Source organism: Pseudoxanthomonas sp. SGT-18, assembly GCF_003931645.1.
In the GTDB taxonomy this organism is placed as follows: domain Bacteria; phylum Pseudomonadota; class Gammaproteobacteria; order Xanthomonadales; family Xanthomonadaceae; genus Pseudoxanthomonas.
The window spans coordinates 64366-84384 of record NZ_RRYJ01000009.1; the positions used below are offsets into that span (position 1 = coordinate 64366).

The 20019-nt window shown below is 67.0% G+C and carries 18 protein-coding genes and 1 pseudogene; 7 read left to right on the forward strand and 12 right to left on the reverse strand.

Annotation, left to right across the window (positions count from 1 at the left end):
- Window positions 1-78 precede the first annotated feature (78 nt).
- The 7 genes from EIM47_RS12555 to EIM47_RS12585 form a co-directional block, all read right to left on the reverse strand.
- Window positions 79-393, reverse strand: coding sequence for a four-helix bundle copper-binding protein (locus EIM47_RS12555; RefSeq protein WP_240626233.1), 315 nt, complete (start codon window positions 391-393; stop codon window positions 79-81).
- 106 nt (window positions 394-499) lie between these two features.
- On the reverse strand, window positions 500-1024 hold the full coding sequence (locus tag EIM47_RS12560; RefSeq protein ID WP_240626234.1) for a DUF411 domain-containing protein: 525 nt from the start codon (window positions 1022-1024) through the stop codon (window positions 500-502).
- A gap of 14 nt (window positions 1025-1038) precedes the next feature.
- Window positions 1039-1548 (reverse strand): nuclear transport factor 2 family protein, encoded by a 510-nt coding sequence (locus tag EIM47_RS12565; RefSeq protein ID WP_125077100.1) that lies wholly within the window; start codon window positions 1546-1548, stop codon window positions 1039-1041.
- Between the two features lie 17 nt (window positions 1549-1565).
- On the reverse strand, window positions 1566-2336 hold the full coding sequence (locus EIM47_RS12570; RefSeq protein WP_039731392.1) for a cytochrome c: 771 nt from the start codon (window positions 2334-2336) through the stop codon (window positions 1566-1568).
- Between the two features lie 13 nt (window positions 2337-2349).
- Window positions 2350-3522 carry a copper resistance protein B gene (locus EIM47_RS16120; protein WP_276312194.1) on the reverse strand — a complete coding sequence of 391 codons (1173 nt, stop codon included), beginning with the start codon at window positions 3520-3522 and terminating at the stop codon, window positions 2350-2352.
- The gene (locus EIM47_RS12580; protein WP_026010589.1) at window positions 3519-5405 is read right to left on the reverse strand and encodes a copper resistance system multicopper oxidase; all 1887 of its coding nucleotides are present in this window, start codon (window positions 5403-5405) and stop codon (window positions 3519-3521) included. The genes EIM47_RS16120 and EIM47_RS12580 overlap by 4 nt, the downstream gene beginning before the upstream one ends.
- A 104-nt stretch (window positions 5406-5509) precedes the next feature.
- Window positions 5510-5929, reverse strand: a complete 420-nt coding sequence (locus EIM47_RS12585; protein WP_125077101.1) for a CopL family metal-binding regulatory protein — start codon at window positions 5927-5929, stop codon at window positions 5510-5512.
- A 281-nt stretch (window positions 5930-6210) separates the two neighbouring features.
- Here EIM47_RS12585 and EIM47_RS12590 point away from each other — a divergent pair, with 281 nt between their 5' ends.
- The 5 genes from EIM47_RS12590 to EIM47_RS12610 are packed head-to-tail and all read left to right on the forward strand — an operon-like array spanning window position 6211 to window position 12700.
- Window positions 6211-6603 carry a hypothetical protein gene (locus EIM47_RS12590; protein ID WP_125077102.1) on the forward strand — a complete coding sequence of 131 codons (393 nt, stop codon included), beginning with the start codon at window positions 6211-6213 and terminating at the stop codon, window positions 6601-6603.
- Between the two features lie 54 nt (window positions 6604-6657).
- Window positions 6658-7938: a TolC family protein gene (locus tag EIM47_RS12595; RefSeq protein WP_125077103.1), complete on the forward strand. Its 1281-nt coding sequence runs from the start codon at window positions 6658-6660 to the stop codon at window positions 7936-7938.
- Entirely contained in the window at window positions 7935-8906 is a 972-nt protein-coding gene (locus EIM47_RS12600; protein ID WP_125077104.1) for an efflux RND transporter periplasmic adaptor subunit, read from the forward strand. Before EIM47_RS12595 ends, EIM47_RS12600 begins: the two co-directional genes overlap by 4 nt.
- 22 nt (window positions 8907-8928) lie before the next feature.
- Window positions 8929-12105: a CusA/CzcA family heavy metal efflux RND transporter gene (locus EIM47_RS12605; RefSeq protein ID WP_164514612.1), complete on the forward strand. Its 3177-nt coding sequence runs from the start codon at window positions 8929-8931 to the stop codon at window positions 12103-12105.
- 1 nt (window position 12106) lies between these two features.
- Window positions 12107-12700 carry a cation transporter gene (locus EIM47_RS12610; RefSeq protein ID WP_095208872.1) on the forward strand — a complete coding sequence of 198 codons (594 nt, stop codon included), beginning with the start codon at window positions 12107-12109 and terminating at the stop codon, window positions 12698-12700.
- An 8-nt stretch (window positions 12701-12708) separates the two neighbouring features.
- Here the strand turns inward: EIM47_RS12610 and EIM47_RS12615 are convergent, their stop codons facing one another.
- Window positions 12709-13104, reverse strand: coding sequence for a helix-turn-helix domain-containing protein (locus EIM47_RS12615; protein ID WP_095208871.1), 396 nt, complete (start codon window positions 13102-13104; stop codon window positions 12709-12711).
- A 94-nt stretch (window positions 13105-13198) separates the two neighbouring features.
- On the opposite strand from EIM47_RS12615, the gene EIM47_RS12620 reads away from it, so the two are divergent.
- A complete protein-coding gene (locus tag EIM47_RS12620) occupies window positions 13199-13819 on the forward strand; it encodes a cation transporter (RefSeq protein WP_125077106.1) in 621 nt (206 codons plus the stop codon).
- A gap of 165 nt (window positions 13820-13984) precedes the next feature.
- Here EIM47_RS12620 and EIM47_RS15830 read toward each other — a convergent pair whose 3' ends face one another.
- Both EIM47_RS15830 and EIM47_RS16185 read right to left on the reverse strand, forming a co-directional pair.
- The gene (locus EIM47_RS15830) at window positions 13985-14428 is read right to left on the reverse strand and encodes a cation diffusion facilitator family transporter (protein ID WP_233581687.1); all 444 of its coding nucleotides are present in this window, start codon (window positions 14426-14428) and stop codon (window positions 13985-13987) included.
- A 106-nt stretch (window positions 14429-14534) separates the two neighbouring features.
- Window positions 14535-15188: pseudogene (locus tag EIM47_RS16185) on the reverse strand (cation diffusion facilitator family transporter); the annotation flags it as partial.
- Window positions 15189-15396: 208 nt separating this feature from the next.
- Between EIM47_RS16185 and EIM47_RS12630 the strand changes: the two are divergent.
- Entirely contained in the window at window positions 15397-17877 is a 2481-nt protein-coding gene (locus EIM47_RS12630; RefSeq protein WP_125077107.1) for a glycoside hydrolase family 9 protein, read from the forward strand.
- 156 nt (window positions 17878-18033) lie between these two features.
- Here the strand turns inward: EIM47_RS12630 and EIM47_RS12635 are convergent, their stop codons facing one another.
- On the reverse strand, window positions 18034-18438 hold the full coding sequence (locus EIM47_RS12635) for a DUF4124 domain-containing protein (RefSeq protein ID WP_125077108.1): 405 nt from the start codon (window positions 18436-18438) through the stop codon (window positions 18034-18036).
- A 199-nt stretch (window positions 18439-18637) separates the two neighbouring features.
- Complete coding sequence (locus tag EIM47_RS12640) at window positions 18638-19957, reverse strand: replication-associated recombination protein A (RefSeq protein WP_232207922.1); 1320 nt, start codon at window positions 19955-19957, stop codon at window positions 18638-18640.
- Window positions 19958-20019 lie beyond the last annotated feature (62 nt).

The window sequence follows — 20019 nt, forward strand, 5'->3', positions numbered from 1 at the left end:
CTGTCACCGAAAACACGGTTGGTCAGCTTTGATATTGCAGATGAGGATCCCGCCTGCTCAGGCGGGATCCTCGACGCGTCAAGCCGCCATGGCGCTGCAGCTTTCCGCGCAACGGCGACAAACTTCGGCGCAGCGCGCCATCTCCGGGTCGTTCATGGCGTCGCATGCATCGGCGCACTGGCGGCAGACCTCCGCGCAGGCACCGCAAACCACGTCGTGAACGCTGGCACCGCGCAGCATCGCGTCGGCACTGGTTGCGCAGATATCGGCACACGTCGCAAGGAGTGCGATGTGCTCCGGGGCCGCGTGGGCACCTCCTTTGGTCAGGCAATAGTTGATGGTCTCCAAGCAGATCGCATGGCATTGCGTGCAGTTGTCGATGCACTCGTTCATGGCCTGGGACCGGTGTGCCGCGGAATGGTGAGTCATGTGGTTCTCCTTCTTCCTCGCGGACGAGAATCGGCGCGCCCGCAACACCGCCCCCTGTTCCTGCACCGGATCAGTGCTGTGCGAACGGTTCAGTGGTTCCGTCGTGACGGACCAGCTCGACCGTGTACGGCTGTTGTCGCCCGGCAGGGACCTCCATGCCCGGCGAGCCGAGCGGCATTCCCGGCAGGACCAGGCCGCGTGCGTCCGGCTTTTCTTCGAGGAGGCGCTTGATGTCCTCGGCCGGGACATGGCCTTCGATAAGGTATCCGCCGACCTCGGCCGTGTGGCAGGAGCCCTTTGCATAGGGGACACCCAGGCGCTCCTTGACCGGACCCAGGTCATCCATGTCGTGCACATCCACGGTGAAGCCCGCCTTCTGCACGTGGTCGACCCAGCTACCGCAACACCCGCAGGTCGGAGTCTTGTGGACGGTCATGCGTGGCAGGGCAGCGGGAGTGGCGTCGGCTGTTTCAGAGACGACCTGTGCAGCGGGTGCGATGGTGGATTGCGCGGGTGTATCCGCCTGGGTGCAGGCACCCAAGCCGGCGACCGCAAAAGCCGCCCACGCCAGTCGGTTCAATCTGCAGGCTTTCATTTCCGGTTCTCCGCTCAGCGCCTGGTCCGCGAGGACCAGTGGATGTGGACGATCCGCCAGCCGTCGGCGGTCTGCTTCAGCACCATCGTTTCGGTGCTCTGGACGGTCAGTGGCTTGCCGTCCTGCTGGGCGTGCAGCTCGCTTTCGGTTCCGACCCACGCGAACTCGCCAGCGGTTCGTGCACGCTGACGGAGCAGCTGGCGATGGGCGCCCTTGAGGAACGCCGCATCGCTGACTGCGTGATGGTCCATGTATTCCTCGCGGCTGCGTTCTGCACCTCCGGACTCGAGGATGAGAACGTCGGCAGCGAGCAGGGCTTCGACCGTGGCCAGGTCGCCGCTGGAGAGGGCGGCGTTGAAGCGCTCCGCCACGTCGACGGCGGCCTTCGCGGCGGCCGGCACGTCTACGTCCGCCGCTGCCGCAACGGCGGGGTGATGTGCATGCGACTGTGCCGTCTGCGCCATTGCGGGCGACACCATTGCCAGCATCAGCGCGAGGCCAGACGAAATTGCTGTTGCATTCATTGTTCAACTCCAGGTTTTCAGTGAGTGTGCGCAGGGCCGTCTTCGGCCTCGGTCATATGGGGTGAAGGTGGAGACTGCACTTTGCCATCGGCATGGCGATGCTCTACCGCGCGGACTTCTGTGTCGGTAACACGCTTTCCGTGGTCATCGTCCATACCCGGCGACTGCGCGTGCGGCATCGCGTCGCTCCCGGCTGTGGGCTGGGCAGGGTGATCCTCCGTCGCCGCCTCGTCATGGTCGTCGTCGTGTGTCTCGCCGCCGCCATGCGCGTGGCCTTCGCTGCTGTCGACCAGTTCCGTGTATGCAGCCGCGTCGAGCGTGGGCAGCACCTGCAGGAACGCGGCCATGTTCCATATGTACTCGTCCTCCATGTTCTTGCCCCAGGCGGGCATGCCGCTGGCCTTGATCCCGTGCTTGATCACCCAGAACGCTTTGGCCACGTCGACCTTGTGTTTACTGAGGTCCGGCGGGGCCGGATACAGGCCCTGGCTCAACTCGGTTTCGGCCATCGACGGGGCCAGGTGGCACCCGGCGCACATCGCTGCGTAGTTGCCCGCGCCCTGCACGATTCTCGCTGGATCGTCCAGGCCCGGCGGGACGTCCAACCTTCCCGCACGCGCCAGGATGGAGCGCTCGCGTGCGGTTTCGAGCAGGAAATACACGGGCTTCGTGTGCATGTCATCGGCGGCGACGTTGTACACGCCGCCCCAGATGAAGCCCGCCGTACCGGCCACGACAACCAGCGGAACCCCGATCAACCAAACACGCTTGCGAGTCTTCGGTTGCATACGAGTACTCCGATCAGAACCAGATCCTCACGCCCGCCACGATACGGGTGTCCTCGACATCACCGGACTCCGCGCGACGGAAGTCTGCGGTTCCGCCGTAGGCACGCTCCCAGACCACGCCGACATACGGCGCGAACTGTCGATGGAACTCGTAGCGCAGCCGGAAACCGGCTTCGACCTTGCTCAGTCCGCTGCCGATTCCAACCGCCGGATCATCCTTGCTCCAGGCTTCGCCCTCGATCAGCCACTGGCCGATCAACCGGTTGGTGAACAGCATTTCGTATTCGGCTTCCGCGCCGAGACCGACCTGGCCGGACTCGCCCACGTAGGCGGTCGCTTCGACTTCGAACTTGTACGGGGCGAGACCGATGACACCAAGCGCGGCATAGGTGCGCGATGGACCGCCGTCGAAACCGAAGTCATGGCGGACACCGGCGACCGCGTCCCACCAGGGGGCGATGGCCCGACCGTACAGGACTTCCACATCCGCCGACTCGGTGGATCCGCTCGCACGCTCGCCCTCGCTGCGGAGCCAGAGCCGGTTCAAGTCGGAGCCGACCCAGGCTTTCGCTTCCCAGGCCATGCCGGTGCCGTCCTCATCCGCGTCCCAGGCCTCAAGCCGGTCAAGCGACCAGTAGGAGTTGATCGATTCGCCGTGCATTACGTGCGCATCGAGGTCCTGGAACGCCGCGGCCCGATCGGCCGCGGTGATGGCAGGAATGGGCTCGTGCGGCTCCGCGTTCGCCGGGAGATCCTGGCTGGCACCAGGCTGATGGCCCATGGACGCGTGGTCCATGCCGGAGTCATCCATTCCGGAGTGATCCATCGTGGAGTGATCCATCGTGGAGTGATCCATCGTGGAGTGATCCATCGTGGAGTGATCCATCGTGGAGTGATCGCTGCCGGCAGTGTCCGTAGCCCCGTGTTTCATGGCGCCGTGGTCCATGTTTCCGTGGTCCATGGTCCCGTGATCATTGGAGCTTTTGTCTGTCGGAGTCGGCTGATGTCCGGCGTGTGGGTCAACAGGTTTGGGTGACGATGGTGTCGCAGCGGGCTTCGCTTCCGGGTGGTGCGAGGCGTGGTCCGTCTCCTGCGCCCACGCCGGCGCGAAGCCCGCTGCGAGAGACAATGCGGAGGCCAGGCCGACGGCCAGGGGATGACGACTTGAAAGGATCATGGCGTTCATTCCTCCACCCGCACTTCGCGGAACATGCCGGCTTCCATGTGGTAGAGCAGGTGGCAGTGGTAGGCCCAGCGGCCAAGGGCATCCGCACGCACGCGGTAGCTGCGCTTGGTGCCCGGCGGCATGTCGATGGTGTGCTTGCGCACCATGAAGTTGCCCGATTCGTCCTCGAGGTCGCTCCACAGGCCGTGGAGGTGGATCGGGTGCGACATCATCGTGTCGTTGACCAGCACGATCCGCATGCGCTCGCCGTAGTTCAGGCGCAGCGGTTCGGCATCAGCGAACTTCACTCCGTTGAACGACCAGGCGAAACGCTCCATGTGCCCGGTCAGGTGCAGCTCGACCGTGCGACCGGGCTCACGCCCGTCCGGGTCGCTGAACGTGCTGCGCAGGTCGGAGTAGGTCAGCACGCGGCGGCCGTTGTCGCGTAAGCCGATGCCCGGGTCATCCAGCCTGGGCGCGGGCGCCATCGTCTGCATGTCGACCAGGGGGTTGCCGGTTTCGGTGGCAGGGTGTTCCTGCATGCCGCCGGCACCGTGGTCCATCCCGGCCATGCTCCCGCCGGTGCCATGATCCATGCCGGCCATGCTTCCGCCGGCCATTGCGCCTCCAGCCATCGCCGACATGTCGTGACCGCTGTGATCCATGCCGCCGGTTGCACCACCGGCCATTGCGCTGTGAGACATCGAAGACATGTCATGGCCGCCGCCACCCATTCCGCCGTGGCCCATGTCGTCCATGGTGAGAATCGGCTTGGGATCGACGTTGGGCACGGGAGCCCGCAGCCCTTGCCTGACGGCGAGCGTGCCGCTGACGTAGCCGGTACGGCCGCTGTCCTGGGCGAAAATGGTGAACGCATCCTGCCCGGTGGGTTCGACGATGACGTCGAAGGTCTCGGCGGTGGCGATGCGGAGCTCGTCGACCGAAACCGGATGCACGTACTGTCCATCGGCTGCGACCACGGTCATCTTCAGGCCCGGGATCCGCACGTCGAAGTACGTCATCGCGGAGCCGTTGATGAAGCGGAGGCGGACCTTCTCGCCCGACCGGAACAGCCCGGTCCAGTTGCCGAGCGAGGTCATGCCGTTCATGAGGTAGGTGTAGGTGTTGCCGTTGACGTCCGACAGGTCGGTCGGCGTCATCCGCATCCGGCCCCACATCTTGCGGTCTTCGACCGTGGCGGCCAGGCCGTGCTGTTTCACGTCGGCGAAGAAGTCGCCAACCGTCCGCTTGGAGAAGTTGTCGAAATCCGACCGCTTCTTGAGCCGGGCAAACAGGCGCTTCGGATCGAGGTCGGTCCAGTCGCTGAGCATGACCACGTAATCGCGGTCATAGGCGAAGGGCTCGGGCTCCAGCGGCTCGATCACCAGCGGCCCGTAGAGGCCGGCCTGCTCCTGGAAACCGGAGTGGCTGTGGTACCAGTAGGTGCCGCCCTGTACGACGTTGAAGCGGTACTGGTAGGTCTCGCCGCGGTTGATGCCGTTGAAGCTCAGCCCGGGCACCCCGTCCATGTCGGCCGGCAGCAGGATGCCGTGCCAGTGGATCGACGTCTGGTCGCCATGGATCGAGCCGGGGGGCAGGGCATTGCGGACCCGCAGGGTGACCGTGGTGCCCTCGCGCCAGCGCAGTAGGGGCGCTGGGATCGATCCGTTGACCGTGATCGCAGGGCGCGTGGCACCGGTGAAGTTCATCGGCGTCTCGCCGATGGTCAGGTCGAAGTCGGTGCCCGAGAGCACATTGGGGACGCCTTCGGCCTTGACGGCCCAGCTGGAGCGGGGCCACAGGCCGAGGGCTGCAACGGCGCCTCCGGCGGCAAGGCCTTGGACAAAGCGGCGGCGCGACGGGGCGGACAGCCCCTCGGCGCGGCCGAAAAGATCGGATGACATGGGAACTCCGAGAGAGTGACGAGGGCTCGCGAGGCGAGCGTTTCCCTGTCGGTGCGGAGCAGCGAACAGGGCCCATCAGCGCCTTAAAAGGCGCGCAGGGACACTTAGCCGATCGGAGGTCGGAAGAGATTGGTCAGGGCCGCGGACGCGTGCACCGACAGGAAGGGTTCGGCGGTGTGCCGGTACCGGATGGTGAAATCGGCGAGTGCCGACCCGGCGATTGCCGCTGAACAACAGTGGTGCATGCAGGCACCACAATTGCCCGTCTCACAACAGTCGCCCAACGGTGGTGCTGTCCCGGTGTGATCAGCGGCCTGCGGATGATGGTGGTCGTCGGTCACCGGAGCGATCACTCCGGCCCCGTGGCAGTCGGCCGCTGTCTGCGTCGCTGTCACGTGGGCGGCGTCACCCGGGGAGTTGCTCAGGTGCTCCGTCATGTGCATGGACGCGCCAGCGATGCCCGGACCGTTCGCCAGCAAGGCAACGATCAGGAACAACCGCATCATGAGCGCGCGGAAAGGCATGCGCTTGAGTATACGTCCCGAAGTAAACGCCGGATGAATACAGCGACAACGCATCGGGGTCGGTGTTCGGGTGTCCGCCCTATCACTCCCACGCGCGTGCAGATAGTGGTCGCTGTCGCCGTTTTCGAACCGCAGAAGAGGCGGTCATCAAGGCATCGGAAGGGGTCACCAACGTCGAAAAGCGCGCGCTTGGCGTGCATGCCCGTCGGCTTATCTCAGGGAAGCCTCGGAACGCCTTGGGTGATTGTGTAACAAGCGGTAGATCGGGTAGCTTCCGCGCAATGTCCCGGTTTCGCTTCCGTTCGCCGCCTATCGCCGCGCAGGCTGTGCTCCTGGGGCTGCTAGTGTTTGGCCTCCTGTTGCAGCCCGTGATCGCAGCTGTGGGCGAGATCCACGCCCTTGCGCATGACCCATCCGGGACCCATCAGCATGAACTGCGCACCGGCATCTCCGATGGGGAGCAAGCCGTGCCTGGCGAGCAGGGTCAAGGGGAGTCCGAAACGCTGCACATGTTCGTCCACTTCGCGCATTGCTGCGGCTTCACTGCAGCGTTGCTGCCCGGGGTAGCGCAACTGTCCGCGCTATCCCCCGCGGGCCAGCTGATGGCCACGAAGCCCGTCCTTTTGCCGTCGGCGCACCTGTCGAGCCCGTTCAAGCCTCCGATCTACGCGTGACCCCTCTGTCGGCGAGTCGCCGACCGTTGTCGTCCCCCTAGCTCGGAGCAATCCATGAATTTTCGATTCGCGGCCAAGGCCGCGTTCGTCGTCGTCTGTGCCGTGGCCTTTCCCACGCACGCGAGCGACACCCTGACCCTGCGCGACGCTTTCCAGCGCGTAGCTGATACCCATCCCGATCTTCGGCTGTTCAGTCCCCGCCGCGACGCGCTGGAAGCGGAGCTGGAACGTGCGTCCCTGCGTCCAGCGCTGTTCGGCGGCGTCGAAGTCGAGAACGTGCTTGGAAGCGGCGCCGCAAGCGGCGTGTCAGGCGCAGAGGTCACCCTGACATTGGCTTCCGTGCTGGAGCGTGGGGGCAAGCTGGACGCCCGCCGCGTACTTGCCCAGAGCCGGATCGACACCCTGGCGGTGGAGCGCGAGGGTCGGCGCCTGGACCTCCTGGCGGAAGTCGCCCGACGCTATCTGGCGGTCGTGGCGGCGCAGCACCAAGGCGCCATCGCCCGCATGGACATTGAACAGCGGGACCGCACCGTCACTGCGGCCCGACGTCGTCACGAGGCCGGAGCCTCGCCGGAGGCCGTCGTGCTGACCGCCGAAGCGGCCGCGGCACGTGCGCGGCTAGAACTGGCTCGGGCGGCGCAAGCCGAAATGGCCGCGCGCCAGCATTTGGCCGCATTGTGGGGTGAACGCAGCCCGACGTTCCAGGTCGCAGGAGGAGACCCCCTGGCGCTGCCCGAAATTGCGGACTTTGCAGAGCTCGCTGCCTGGCTGCAGCGCACACCAGAACTCGCCCAGTTCGTCGACGAGCGGCGTGTGCGCGAGGCCCGGCTCCAGCTTGCTCGCAGCGAGGCGATCCCAGATCTGAATTGGCAGGTCGGTGTGCGTCGCATGTCCGACGACAACGATTTCGGTCTGATCGGGAGCGTTTCCATCCCGTTCGGCACACGGGGCCGCGCCCAGCCCGGGATTCGTGCTGCGCAGGCTGAGCTGGCGGGACTGGAGATCGAGCGCGAGGCAGCAGGGTTGTCCCTCTATTCGACCTTGGCCGAGGCACACGGGCGCTTCGAGGTGGCCCGCCTGGAAGCACAGCGGCTAGGTGAGGACGTGCTTCCACGTCTGGCCAAGGCCGAAGCCGCGGCCGCCACCGCGTACCGCGCAGGCGCCGCCAGTTATCTGGAGTGGTCGAGCCTGCAGGCGGAGCACGCCGCCGCACGGCAGCAACAGCTGGCGGCGGCGCTGGAAGCCCAGCGCGCCCTGATCGAGATCCAGCGGCTGACCGGCCAGGCATTCGTCGCCGGCCCGGGCCTGCAACACAACCAAGGAGCAACCCCATGAAGCCTGTCCACCTGATTCCGGCACTGGCGCTGGCCTTGGTCCTCGCAGCCTGCGGTGGCGAGCCGGACCAGCCGGCCAAGGACGCACATGCGAACGACGCCGCCGACCACGGAACGGAGGCCGACGAACACGGCCATGAGGCGGATGAAGTCGCCAGCACGGTCATCCCTGCGGAAATCGCTGAAAAGTCCGGTATCAAGACCCAGCCGGCCGGCCCCGGCGTGATCGCCGACGAGCATGAGGTGCAAGGCCTGTTGACCCCGGTCGAGGGGCGTGTTGCGCAGGTCACCGCCCGTTTCCCGGGCCCGATCCGCTCACTGCGCGCCAATGTCGGAGACCAGGTTCGCGCCGGCCAGATGCTGGCGACGATCGAGAGCAACCTGAGCCTGAGCACCTACAGCGTCGCCGCGCCGATCTCTGGCGTGGTCGTCGAGCGCAGTGCCTCGGTCGGCGGCTTGGCCGGCGAGGGCGCGCCGCTGTTCGAGATCGCCGATCTCTCGCAGCTCTGGGTCGACCTCCACATCTTTGGCGCCGACGCCCAGCACATCCAGCCCGGCGTGCCGGTGACGGTCACCCGCATGAGCGATGGCGAGACCGTCCGAACCACGCTCGAACGCGTGCTGCCGGGCATGGCCACCGCCAGCCAGAGCACGGTGGCCCGCGCAACGATCGACAACGCCGACAACCAATGGCGGCCGGGAACGGCGGTCAAGGCGCGGATCACGGTCGCGCAGGAGCCGGTGGACCTGATGGTGCCGCTGACCGCGCTGCAGTCGATGGATGGCCAGGAGGCCGTGTTCGTACGTGAGGGCGAGACGTACCTGACCCGACACGTCGAACTCGGTGCCCGCGATGCCACGCAGGTGCAGATCCTCTCGGGCCTGAGCGAAGGCGAGGAGGTGGTCGTCGCGGAGAGCTACTTGATCAAGGCGGACATCGGCAAGGAGGGCGCGGCGCATGACCACTGACGCCGTAGCCCTCCAGCCGGGCCTGCTGGAGCGAATCGTCCGGTTCTCGATCCGACATCGCTGGATGATGCTGGTGCTGACCCTCGGGCTGATCGGCGTGGGCATCTGGAGCTTCACCCGGCTCCCGATCGATGCAACGCCCGACATCACGAACGTCCAGGTACAGATCAACACCGAGGCGTCCGGCTACTCGCCACTGGAGTCCGAGCAGCGGGTTACCTACCCGATCGAGACGGCACTCGCCGGCCTGCCGCGCCTTGACTACACGCGATCTCTGTCCCGATACGGTTTGTCGCAGGTCACAGTGGTGTTCGAGGACGGCACCGACCTGTACTTCGCCCGGCAGCAGGTGGCCGAACGCCTGCAGCAGATCCGCTCGCAGATCCCAGAAGGACTGGAGCCCGAAATGGGGCCGATCTCGACCGGGTTGGGCGAGATCTTCCTGTACACCGTCGACGCGGCGCCCGGGGCGGCCAAGCCGGACGGCACGCCGTGGACCGCCACCGACCTCCGCACCCTGCAGGACTGGGTCATCCGGCCGCAGATGCGCAACACACCGGGGGTGACCGAGGTCAACACGATCGGCGGCTTCGAGCGGCAGATCCACATCACGCCGGACCCGTCCAAGCTGGTTGCACTCGGCTTCACGCTGCAGGACATCGTCGACGCGGTGGCGGCCAACAACCAGAACATGGGCGCCGGTTACATTGAGCGCAACGGCCAGCAGTACCTGGTGCGCGTGCCCGGCCAGGTCGGCGGGATCGACGAGATCCGCAACATCGTGCTGGACCGGCGCGAAGGCCTGCCGATCCGGGTGGCCGACGTGGCGCAGGTGGGTGAAGGCCCGGAGCTTCGTACCGGCGCGGCCACCCAGAACGGCGAAGAGGTCGTGCTGGGCACAGTGTCGATGCTGGTGGGCTCCAACAGCCGCACCGTCGCGCAGGCCGCGGCGGCGAAGCTGCAGGATGCGAACGCGAGCCTGCCGGAAGGCGTCACCGCGACGGCGGTCTACGACCGCACCGGGCTGGTCGAACGCACGATGCAGACCATCTCGAAGAACCTGATCGAGGGTGCCTTGCTGGTGATCGTGGTCCTGTTCCTGCTGTTGGGGAACTTCCGCGCCGCGCTCATCACCGCAGCCGTCATCCCGCTGGCCATGCTGTTCACCATCACCGGGATGGTGCGTGGCGGCGTGTCGGGGAACCTGATGAGTCTCGGTGCGCTCGACTTCGGGCTGATCGTCGATGGCGCGGTCATCATCATCGAGAATGTTCTGCGGCGGTTTGGCGAGATGCAGCACCGACTTGGGCGGACGTTGACACGCGAGGAACGCAACGACCTGACGGCCACTGCCACGGTCGAAGTCATCCGGCCCAGCCTGTTCGGCATATTCATCATCGCCGCGGTATACCTGCCGATTTTCGCGCTGACCGGGATCGAGGGAAAGATGTTCCACCCGATGGCGATCACCGTGGTGCTGGCCCTCACCGGTGCAATGGTCCTGTCGCTGACCTTCGTTCCCGCGTCCATCGCGATCTTCATGGGTAACCGCGTCGAGGAGAAGGAGAACAGACTGGTCCAATGGACGCGGCGGCGCTATGAGCCGTTGCTTGCGTGGTCGCTTCGCCGGCAAAACTGGGTCCTTGGCGGGGCACTGATGCTGGTCGTCGTGTCCCTGCTACTCGCCACACGCCTGGGCAGCGAGTTCATTCCCAGCTTGGACGAGGGCGACCTCGCCATGCAGGCGATCCGCATTCCCGGAACGGGCCTGGAGCAGTCGGTGAAGATGCAACTGGCCGTGGAAGAACGCCTGATGCAGGTTCCGGAAGTCGAGCGTGTCTTCAGCAGGATTGGCACGGCGGAGGTGGCCACCGACCCGATGCCACCCAACGTGGCGGACACCTACCTGATGTTGAAACCACGCGGGCAATGGCCCGATCCACGCAAGCGCAGGGATGTGCTGATCGACGAAATCGAAGCCGCAGTGGCCACGCTGCCAGGCAACAACTACGAGTTCTCGCAACCGATCGAGATGCGGACCAACGAGCTGATTTCGGGGGTGCGTGCGGATGTGGCGATCAAGGTGTTCGGTGACGACCTGGACACGCTGGTCGAAGTGGCCGAACAGGTCGAGGCGGCTGCCAGGCAGGTCGAGGGCGCGGTCGACGTCAACACCGAACAGGCAACCGGCTTGCCACTGCTGACGATCGTCCCGGATCGTGCGGCGCTGGCGCGCTTTGGCCTGAATCCGGGGGTCGTGCAGCAGACCATTGCCACCGCGGTCGGTGGTCAGGTTGCCAGCCAGCTGTTCGAGGGCGACCGCCGCTTCGACATCGTGGTCCGGTTGCCGGAACAGATGCGTGTCGATCCGACTGCCCTTCAGGATCTGCCGATCCCCTTGCCCGACGTTGCGAACGCGGACCGGTCGAGCCTGGAGCCACGCTGGGCGACCGCGCGGACCGTACCGCTGCGGGAGGTCGCGAAGATCGAAAGCCTGCTGGGGCCCAACCAGATCAACCGCGAGAATGGAAAGCGTCGGGTGGTGGTCACCGCCAACGTGCGTGATCGCGACTTGGGTAGCTTTGTCGAAGAGCTGCAGCAGCGCGTCGGGCAGCAGGTGGACGTGCCCGAGGGCTACTGGATCGACTACGGCGGCACGTTCGAGCAGTTGATCTCGGCCAGCCAACGGCTCGCAGTCGTGGTACCGGTGACGTTGGTCCTCATCTTCGGCCTGTTGTTCATGGCGTTCGGTTCGGCCAGGGATGCGGTGATCGTGTTCAGCGGGGTGCCGCTGGCCCTGACGGGCGGTGTGGCCGCACTGGCACTGCGCGGCATCCCGTTGTCGATCACCGCAGGCGTCGGCTTCATCGCGCTGTCCGGCGTGGCCGTGCTCAACGGCCTGGTCATGATCGCCTTCATTCGCAACCTGCGCGAACAAGGCCAGTCGCTGGACGACGCGGTCTTCAACGGCGCCCTCGGGCGGCTGCGGCCCGTGCTGATGACCGCCCTGGTCGCGTCGCTCGGCTTCGTCCCCATGGCGCTCAATGTCGGCGCGGGCGCGGAGGTGCAGCGTCCGCTCGCCACCGTCGTGATCGGCGGGATCGTGTCTTCAACGCTGCTCACCCTGCTTGTCCTGCCCACCCTTTACCGTCTTCTGCATCGCGGCGACGCAGCGAAGCCGCAACTGGAGGCCCACTGAGTTGAGTGAAGAGAAGATCGAGATACACGACGCGCACCAGCGCCGGATCCTGTTGATCGTCCTCGCCCTGAACCTCGCGCTTGCCGCGGGGTTCGGGGTCACGGGCGTCGCCGCCGGCTCAAGCGCTCTGATCGCAAATGGACTGGACAATGCGTCCGACAGCGCCGTCTACATCATCACCCTGCTCGCACTCAGTCGCTCACAAGCCTGGAAACGGTCGGCGGCCAAAGTGTCCGGCTGGCTGCTGATCCTGTTCGCCGCTGGGATCCTGGTCGACGTGGGCCGTCGGTTCCTGGGTGACGCCGAGCCCATTGGTACGACGATGATGGTGATGGCGCTGGGGGCCGGCCTGGTAAACGCGACATGCGTGTGGCTGCTCAAGAAAATCCGGCAGGCCAATGTGAACGTGCGTGCCGCGACGACCTTCAGCACCAACGATTTCATCGCCAACGCAGGCGTGCTCGTGGGTGGCGGACTGGTGCTGTGGACCGGGCGGGCCTGGCCCGACCTCGTCGTGGGGCTCGCAGTGGCGGCGATCGCCCTGAAAGGGGGCATCGAGATCCTGCAGGATGCCCGTGGCGAAGAGGACGCTTGAGTGCCGACCTAGGATGGCGGGTGGCGCAGCGTGTCGAGGATGGCGCACTGGCCGCGCTCGCCGCCGCTGCAACTGCCAATCACCCGTTCGAGCTCCGAGGCCATCCGCTGAAGGTCGTTTAGCCGGTTCCGGATGTCCAGCAGGTGCCCGCGGGCAAGACGGTCGACATCCTGGCAGGACAACCCGTCGTCTTCGGCCAGGCCCAGCAGGCTGCGGATCTCCTCCAGCGAGAAGCCCAGTTCGCGTCCGCGGCTGATGAAGCGCAGCCGATCCGCGTCGGCGGGACGGTAGTCGCGATACCCGCCCGCCGTGCGCGGCGGGGCAGGCAACAACCCGATGCGCTCGTAGTAGCGCACGGTTTCGGGATGGCACCCGCTGCGCTCCGCGACCTCTCCGATCTTCATGGGCTTGACTCTGTAGCGACTCCGGGGTTTAGGATCGCCGACCTGGAAGCGGGCCGCAAATCCTCGGACGCCCGCTCGACTCGGAGACATGATCATGAGTGATTCGTGCGGCTGCGGAAGCACGGTGGATATCCGCGCCCTGGAGGCGGGGCAGCGGCGCGTGTTGATGATCGTGCTGGCAATCAACATCGCCAGCTTCGTGATGATGATCACCGCAGCGATCTACAGCGGCTCGTCCTCGTTGCTGTCGGGCAGCCTCGACAACCTCGGTGATGCGTTGACCTATCTGCTGAGCCTGGCAGTGATCGGCGCGAGCCTGCGCGCCAAGGCCAGGGTGGCGTTGTTCAAGGGATTGCTGATCCTCGGTGCCGCGGTTGCGGTCGCCATCCAGATCGGCTGGCGCCTGGCCCACCCGGAGGTGCCGATCTTCGAGGCCATCGGCATCGCCGCCGTGATCAATCTTGCGTTCAACGCCTTGTGCCTGTGGCTGCTTACCCCGTACCGATTCGGCGACGTGAACATGGCGTCGGCGTGGGAGTGTTCGCGCAACGACATTTATGAAGGCTTCGCAGTGCTCTTGGCTGCCGCCAGTGTGTGGATGTTCGACGCCGGCTGGCCGGATCTTGTTATTGCGACGGTGCTGCTGCTGATGTTCCTGCGCTCGGCGTGGCGGGTGTTGCGTTCGGCGTTGAAAAGCTATCGGGAAGCGGCGTAAGCCTGTCAAAATGGTGATGTCGGGAGAAGATGAGTTCATGCCGGGTACTCCGCGAGATGGACGGATGGCCAAGGCAGTGCGGCATGACCGTCCGGTAGCTGCATCCCGCCCCTGCGCGCCCGTCGAAACCAGATGCGCACGCCGGCGCCTCCAGCAGCTTTTCGGCTACAGGGCCATGTCTTCGTAGCTGCGGGGATGGGAAACCGGTTCCAGGTGCCCGGTCACGCGCATGGCGGGAAACTCCGCCACGATCTTCTCCACCAAGTCTTCCATGGCGTCATGCCCGCGCAGCACCGTCCAGTCGCCGGGTACCAGCATGTGCATCTCCATGAACTGGCGGGCCCCGGACTCGCGTGTGCGCACGGCGTGGAATTCGATCCGGCCCGGTTCGGCGTGCGCGTCCAGGATGGCCTGGATCCGGGCGTTGTCCTGCGGAGACAAGGTCGCATCCATCAGGCCGGAGGCGGATTCGGACATCAGCCGGTAGCCGGTGACCAGGATGTTCACGCCCACCAGGATCGCGATCACCGGATCCAGCCAGTTCCAGCCCGTCAGCCACGCCAGCCCCAGGCCCACCACGACGCCGACCGAGGTGTACACGTCGGCCATCAGGTGCTTGCCATCGGCACGCAGGGTGATGGAGCGATGCCGGGTGCCGACCTTTGATCAGGATCCGCCCGACGACGCCGTTGAGGACAGCGGCCACGATCGAAATGGCGAGGCCGATGCCGAGCGATCCCAACGGCCGCGGGTTGAGCAGGCGATCGATGCCCAGGTAGATGATCGAAGCCGCGGCGACGAAGATCATGATCCCTTCCAGCGCGGCGGAGAAATACTCCACCTTGCTGTGGCCGAAGTGGTGGTCGTCGTCGGCCGGCCGTGCGGCGATGGTCAGCGAGACCAGGGCGACGATGGCGGCCACCAGGTTGACCATCGATTCGGCGGCGTCCGACAGCAGGCCCACCGAGCCGGTGATCGCCCAGGCGCTGCCCTTGAGCAGCACCGTCAGCACCGCGGTCACGATGGCCAGCCAGGCGTATTTCCTCAGGTCCGGAGTGGCTTCGGCCGGTCTGCCATGGGGTTTCATGGAGACTATTGTCCGCTGCGACCGCGGGCGGGGCCAACCGCGCATGTCGCGCAGTCGGCAGGTCCGCTCAGAACCTCGACCGCCCGCAGCAGGCGTCGTCCTTCCGGCGCGGGTCGGCACCGCTTGTGCGCCGGTCGATCCTAAGCGGAGCGCGCATAGGCTGGCAGGCATCAGGTCCACACGATGAGAAGGGCACAGCAAGCCCCGAGCCAGCCGTCCTCGTCCGTAAGCACGTTGAGCAAAGGCCGTTTCCTGTTGAGGAAGCAACACTCTATGTACCATCGAACAAAGGCTCTGTTGCGGACGGAAGGCTCCAATCTAGGACTTCTACGCAACACCGGGAGAAGTACTAGATTTTCGCATAATGCACATTATGTTCTAAGGCGAGGCGCCGCATGACACACTGCAGCGAGCCCTTCCTGCCCGTTATCGCTACCTTCTGCCCCGGTTGCCGGTCCGGCCGGTCCTCATCGCATTCCGGGGAGACTCCATGCACCACAAGCGCAGGTTCGGGCTGGCCGTCGCGGTCGTGCTCGCGTTCCAGGCCGAGGCGGCTTCCAGCCTGAAGCTCAACGAGCAAGGCTACTTCGAGGCGCCTGGGCTCAACGTCACCGTGTTTGCCGACATCTACCCGGATGGGCACCAGACCGGCGTGACCGTGATCCAGCATGGCGAGCGCGTTGCTGCCAATGGCGACCTGCGCCTGGAGCCTTCGCCCGGCCAGTGGTCGCCGGTCCCGGCCGGCGACGGCAAGGCCAGCTTCGATCCGGCTACCGGCAGCCTGGTCCAGACCCTGCGCTATCCGGACCCGGGCAAGGACCGCAAGGGCTTCAACCCGATCGAGTATCCCGACCTGCACTTCAGCTACAAGGTGGCGGTGACGCCGCTGGACGGGCATTCGTTCCAGGTCTCGGTGCACCTGGACCAGCCGCTGCCGGCCGAATGGGAAGGCAAGGTCGGGTTCAACTTCGAACTGTTCCCGGGCGACCTGTTCGGCAAGTCGTTCCTGATGGACGGCAAGTCCGGCACCTTCCCGCGCCAGGCCAACGGGCCGGTGGCGGTGGTCGAGGGACATACGATCACCGCGCCGCTGGCCAGCGGCCGCACCCTGGTGGTGGCGCCGGAAAACCCGCTGCAGCGGCTGAAGATCGAGAGCCGCAGCGGCCGCCTGGACCTGATCGACGGCCGCGGCAACATGAACAACGGCTGGTACATCGTGCGCGAGGTGACCCGCCCGGGGGCCACCCGCGACGCGTTGACCTGGGTGGTGACGCCCAACGTCGACCCGCAGTGGCGCTACGAGCCGGTGGTGCAGGTCTCGCAGGTCGGCTACCGCCCGCACCAGGCCAAGACCGTGGTCATCGAGCAGGATCCGCGCGACCGCAAGGCCGACCCGCTGGTGCTGTACCGGATCGGCGAGGATGGTCCGCGGGAAGTGGCGCGCTACACGCCCAGGCCCTGGGGCAAGTTCCTGCGCTACCACTACCTGACCGCCGACCTGAGCGAGGTCCGCGAGCCCGGCAGCTACCAGCTGTCCTACCGCGGCAAGTCCACCCACGTCTTCCGCATCGACGACGATGTGTTCGACCGCGGCGTCTGGCAGCCGACGCTGGAGTACTTCCTGCCGGCGCAGATGTGCCACATGCGGGTCACGGAGAACTACCGCACCTGGCACGGCCTGGACCACATGGACGATGCGCGCATGGCAAGCCCCGGCGTGCACTTCGACGGCTACGAACAGGGCCCGGACACCCTCACCCGCTTCAAGCCCGGTGACCGCATTCCCGGCATGGCGGTGGGTGGCTGGCACGACGCCGGCGACTACGACCTGCGCATCGAAAGCCAGATGGGCACGATCAAGCTGCTGGCGCAGATGGTCGAGGAGTTCGGCCTGGACCACGACGCCACCACCATCGACCAGGCGCGCAAGGAAACCCGGCTGCTGCGCCCGGACGGGGTGAACGACGCCATCCAGCAGATCGAGCACGGCCTGCTCAACGTGCTGGCCGGCTACCGCGCCCTGGGCCGTACCTACCGCGGCGTGATCGAGCCCACGTTGGAGCAGTACGTGCTGCTGGGCGACGTCACCACGCAGACCGACAACCTCGCCTACGACCCTGCCCTGCCCGCCGGTGCCCGCACCGGGACCACCTCCTCGCTGCAGGACGACCGCTGGGTGTTCACCGAGGACAACCCCAACCGCGAGCTGGAGACAGCCTCGGGCCTGGCGGTGGCGGCGCGGGTGCTGGAGCCCTCGAATCCGGCCATGGCCAAGGAAGCGCTGGACGCGGCGATCGATCTCACGGCCAGGGCGCTGGACCGGGCGACCAGCATCGGTGCGAAGGTGGCGGCGCTGTCCGAGCTGGCGGTAAGCACCGGCGATCCGGCCTACGTGGAGAAGCTGGTTGCGCTGAAGCCGCAGATCGTGGAGGCGATCGACAAGACCGGCCCCTCGCTGGCGGTCGCCCTGCCCCTGGTCAGGGATGCCGACTTCCTGCGCGAGGTCGACGCCGCGGTCGCGGCGCACCAGGCCAAGCTGGCGGACGATGCGACCAGGACGCCCTACCGCGTCCCCTACGTCCCGTACATCTGGGGCGCCGGCTGGGACATCCAGCGCTTTGGCGTGGACCAGTACTACTTCCGCAAGGGCTGGCCGCAGCACACCAGCGACGCCCTGCAGATGGACGCGCTGAACTTCGTGCTGGGCGTGCACCCCGGCAAGGTCACCGAATCCTTCGCCTCGGGCGTGGGCGCGAACTCGGCCACCGTCGCCTACGGCACCAACCGCGCCGACTGGAGCTACATCCCCGGCGGCGTGATCTCCGGCACCGCGCTGATCCGGCCCGACCTGCCGGAGCTGAAGATCTGGCCGTACTTCTGGCAGCAGCGCGAATACGTGATCGGTGGCGGCGCGGAGAACTTCATGTTCCTGGCGCTGGCGGCGGCCAGCCGCCAGCAGGCCGGGAAGTAGGCCGGGAAGTAGGCCGGGGCCTGTCCGGAACGGAGTGCCGGCGGGGCAGCGTGGCGCCATCCCGGTCCGCGTCGGGCACGATGTTGCTTCCCTCCCCCGGGCGGCGGGAGGGGCGCCCTGCCTGGCCCGGCCGGGCAGGCAATCCGGGGCTTGCCGCTATTTCCCACAGGCGTCGGCCACCAGCTGGTCGAGCCGGCGGCGCAGCTCGATGGAACGCTGGCCAACGCGCTCGTTCCGCAGCACCGAATCGCGGTGGCGGCGCGCGGCCTCGCAGCGGTCGTCCGCGGCGGTGGATGTGCCGATGCGCCGGGAAGCCGTCGCGTAGCCTCGCCGCCCGGTTTCGCGCGCACTGCGGCTGTCGCGCGCCGCCGGCAACTGCATGGGCGCAGGCGGCGCGTACTGGCCGTGGTCCCAGGTGCGGGCCGGCTGCTGGCCCTCGCCGCATGGCGCGGACTGGTAGCTGACGCCGCCGTCGGCAGCCACGCATTTATGGATCTGCTGGGCGGATGCGCCGCTGGCCGGCAGCCATGCCAGCGCGACGGTAATCAGGATCCTGTGCATTCCCTTGCCTCCCCTGGTGTCCGGCGGCCGGTCCGGTGGCCGCCACGGACTGGCGAAGATATACACCCGCCAGGCCGCGGCCGGACACCACCTGCGGGCAACGCCCTTCTGCCGGTCGGACGTGCTCGTCCCCTGGTTGCGACGGGAGGATGTCCGCGGGCGAAGAGGGTAGCCGGCTGGCAGGCTGCGGCGCGGCGGCTCAGCCGCCCTTCCCCGCTTCCGGCTTGCCGCGCCGCCGCCGCGCCTCCTCGCGCGCCTCGCGCAGGCGGTCCAGCTTCTCCTTGAGCTTGATCTCCAGGCCGCGCTCCACCGGGCGGTAGTACACGCGCTCGCCCATCACGTCCGGGAAGCCGGTCTGGTCGAGGGCAACGCCGCCCTCGGCGTCGTGGTCGTACTGGTAGCCCTTGTTGTAGCCCAGCTGCTTCATCAGCTTCGTCGGCGCGTTGCGCAGGTGCATGGGCACCTCGGCCGTGCCGTACTGGTGGACATCGGCCTTGGCGGCGTTGTACGCGGCGTAAGCCGCGTTGGACTTGGCGGTGCTGGCCAGGTAGATCGCGACCTGGGCCAGGGCCAGGTCGCCCTCCGGGCGGCCGAGGCGTTCGAAGGTGTCCCAGGCATCGATGGCCATCTGCAGGGCGCGCGGATCGGCCAGGCCGATGTCCTCCACCGCCATGCGGGTCAGGCGCCGGGCCAGGTACGCCGGATCGCAGCCGCCGTCGAGCATACGCGCCAGCCAGTACACCGCCGCGTCGGGATTGGAGCTGCGCACCGACTTGTGCAGCGCCGAGATCTGGTCGTAGAACTGCTCGCCGCCCTTGTCGAAGCGGCGGGTGCGGTCGGCCAGCACCTGCAGCAGGGTCGATTCGGTGATGCGCCCGCCCTCGTCGGCGGCCAGTTCGGCGGCGATCTCCAGCAGGGTCAGGGCGCGGCGCACGTCGCCGTCGGCGGCCGCGGCGATCTCGCGCAGGGCGCCCTCCTCCACCTCGATCCCCTGGCCGCCGAGGCCGCGCTCGCCGTCCTCCAGTGCGCGCCTGAGCGCGGCGACGATGTCCTCGGCCGAGACTGCCTCCATCACGTGCACGCGGCAGCGCGACAGCAGCGCGGAGTTGAGCTCGAACGAGGGATTCTCGGTGGTGGCGCCGACGAACACGATGCTGCCGCGCTCGATGTGCGGCAGGAACGCGTCCTGCTGGGTCTTGTTGAAGCGGTGCACCTCGTCCACGAACAGCACGGTGCGGCGCCCGGCGTCGAAGCGCTGGCCGGCCTCGGCCAGCACCTGGCGCACCTCGGGCAGGCCGGACAGGACCGCCGAGATGGCGCGGAACTCGGCGTCGGCATACTGGGCCAGCAACAGGGACAGGGTGGTCTTGCCGCAGCCCGGCGGCCCCCACAGGATCATCGAATGCACCCTGCCCGCCTCCACCGCGCGGCGCAGGGCCGAGCCGCGCGCGAGCAGCCGGCGCTGGCCGACCATCTCGTCCAGGCTGCGCGGCCGCATGCGCTCGGCCAGCGGGCGCATGGCCTCCTGGCGGGCGGGATCGGCGGGCGTTTCCGGTGTGGGCGCCAGCAGGTCCTGCTCGG

What these genes read in the sequence shown, in the direction of transcription:
- EIM47_RS12585 (WP_125077101.1), bottom strand. Translation starts at nt 5,929, where the DNA reads ATGCCTTTCCGCGCGCTCATGATGCGGTTGTTCCTGATCGTTGCCTTG.
- EIM47_RS12630 (WP_125077107.1), top strand. Translation starts at nt 15,397, where the DNA reads ATGCACCACAAGCGCAGGTTCGGGCTGGCCGTCGCGGTCGTGCTCGCG.
- EIM47_RS16120 (WP_276312194.1), bottom strand. Translation starts at nt 3,522, where the DNA reads ATGAACGCCATGATCCTTTCAAGTCGTCATCCCCTGGCCGTCGGCCTG.
- EIM47_RS12560 (WP_240626234.1), bottom strand. Translation starts at nt 1,024, where the DNA reads ATGAAAGCCTGCAGATTGAACCGACTGGCGTGGGCGGCTTTTGCGGTC.
- EIM47_RS12555 (WP_240626233.1), bottom strand. Translation starts at nt 393, where the DNA reads ATGAACGAGTGCATCGACAACTGCACGCAATGCCATGCGATCTGCTTG.
- EIM47_RS12635 (WP_125077108.1), bottom strand. Translation starts at nt 18,438, where the DNA reads ATGCACAGGATCCTGATTACCGTCGCGCTGGCATGGCTGCCGGCCAGC.
- EIM47_RS15830 (WP_233581687.1), bottom strand. Translation starts at nt 14,428, where the DNA reads ATGGCCGACGTGTACACCTCGGTCGGCGTCGTGGTGGGCCTGGGGCTG.
- EIM47_RS12600 (WP_125077104.1), top strand. Translation starts at nt 7,935, where the DNA reads ATGAAGCCTGTCCACCTGATTCCGGCACTGGCGCTGGCCTTGGTCCTC.
- EIM47_RS12595 (WP_125077103.1), top strand. Translation starts at nt 6,658, where the DNA reads ATGAATTTTCGATTCGCGGCCAAGGCCGCGTTCGTCGTCGTCTGTGCC.
- EIM47_RS12580 (WP_026010589.1), bottom strand. Translation starts at nt 5,405, where the DNA reads ATGTCATCCGATCTTTTCGGCCGCGCCGAGGGGCTGTCCGCCCCGTCG.
- EIM47_RS12590 (WP_125077102.1), top strand. Translation starts at nt 6,211, where the DNA reads ATGTCCCGGTTTCGCTTCCGTTCGCCGCCTATCGCCGCGCAGGCTGTG.
- EIM47_RS12565 (WP_125077100.1), bottom strand. Translation starts at nt 1,548, where the DNA reads ATGAATGCAACAGCAATTTCGTCTGGCCTCGCGCTGATGCTGGCAATG.
- EIM47_RS12640 (WP_232207922.1), bottom strand. Translation starts at nt 19,957, where the DNA reads ATGCGCCCGCTGGCCGAGCGCATGCGGCCGCGCAGCCTGGACGAGATG.
- EIM47_RS12620 (WP_125077106.1), top strand. Translation starts at nt 13,199, where the DNA reads ATGAGTGATTCGTGCGGCTGCGGAAGCACGGTGGATATCCGCGCCCTG.
- EIM47_RS12570 (WP_039731392.1), bottom strand. Translation starts at nt 2,336, where the DNA reads ATGCAACCGAAGACTCGCAAGCGTGTTTGGTTGATCGGGGTTCCGCTG.
- EIM47_RS12615 (WP_095208871.1), bottom strand. Translation starts at nt 13,104, where the DNA reads ATGAAGATCGGAGAGGTCGCGGAGCGCAGCGGGTGCCATCCCGAAACC.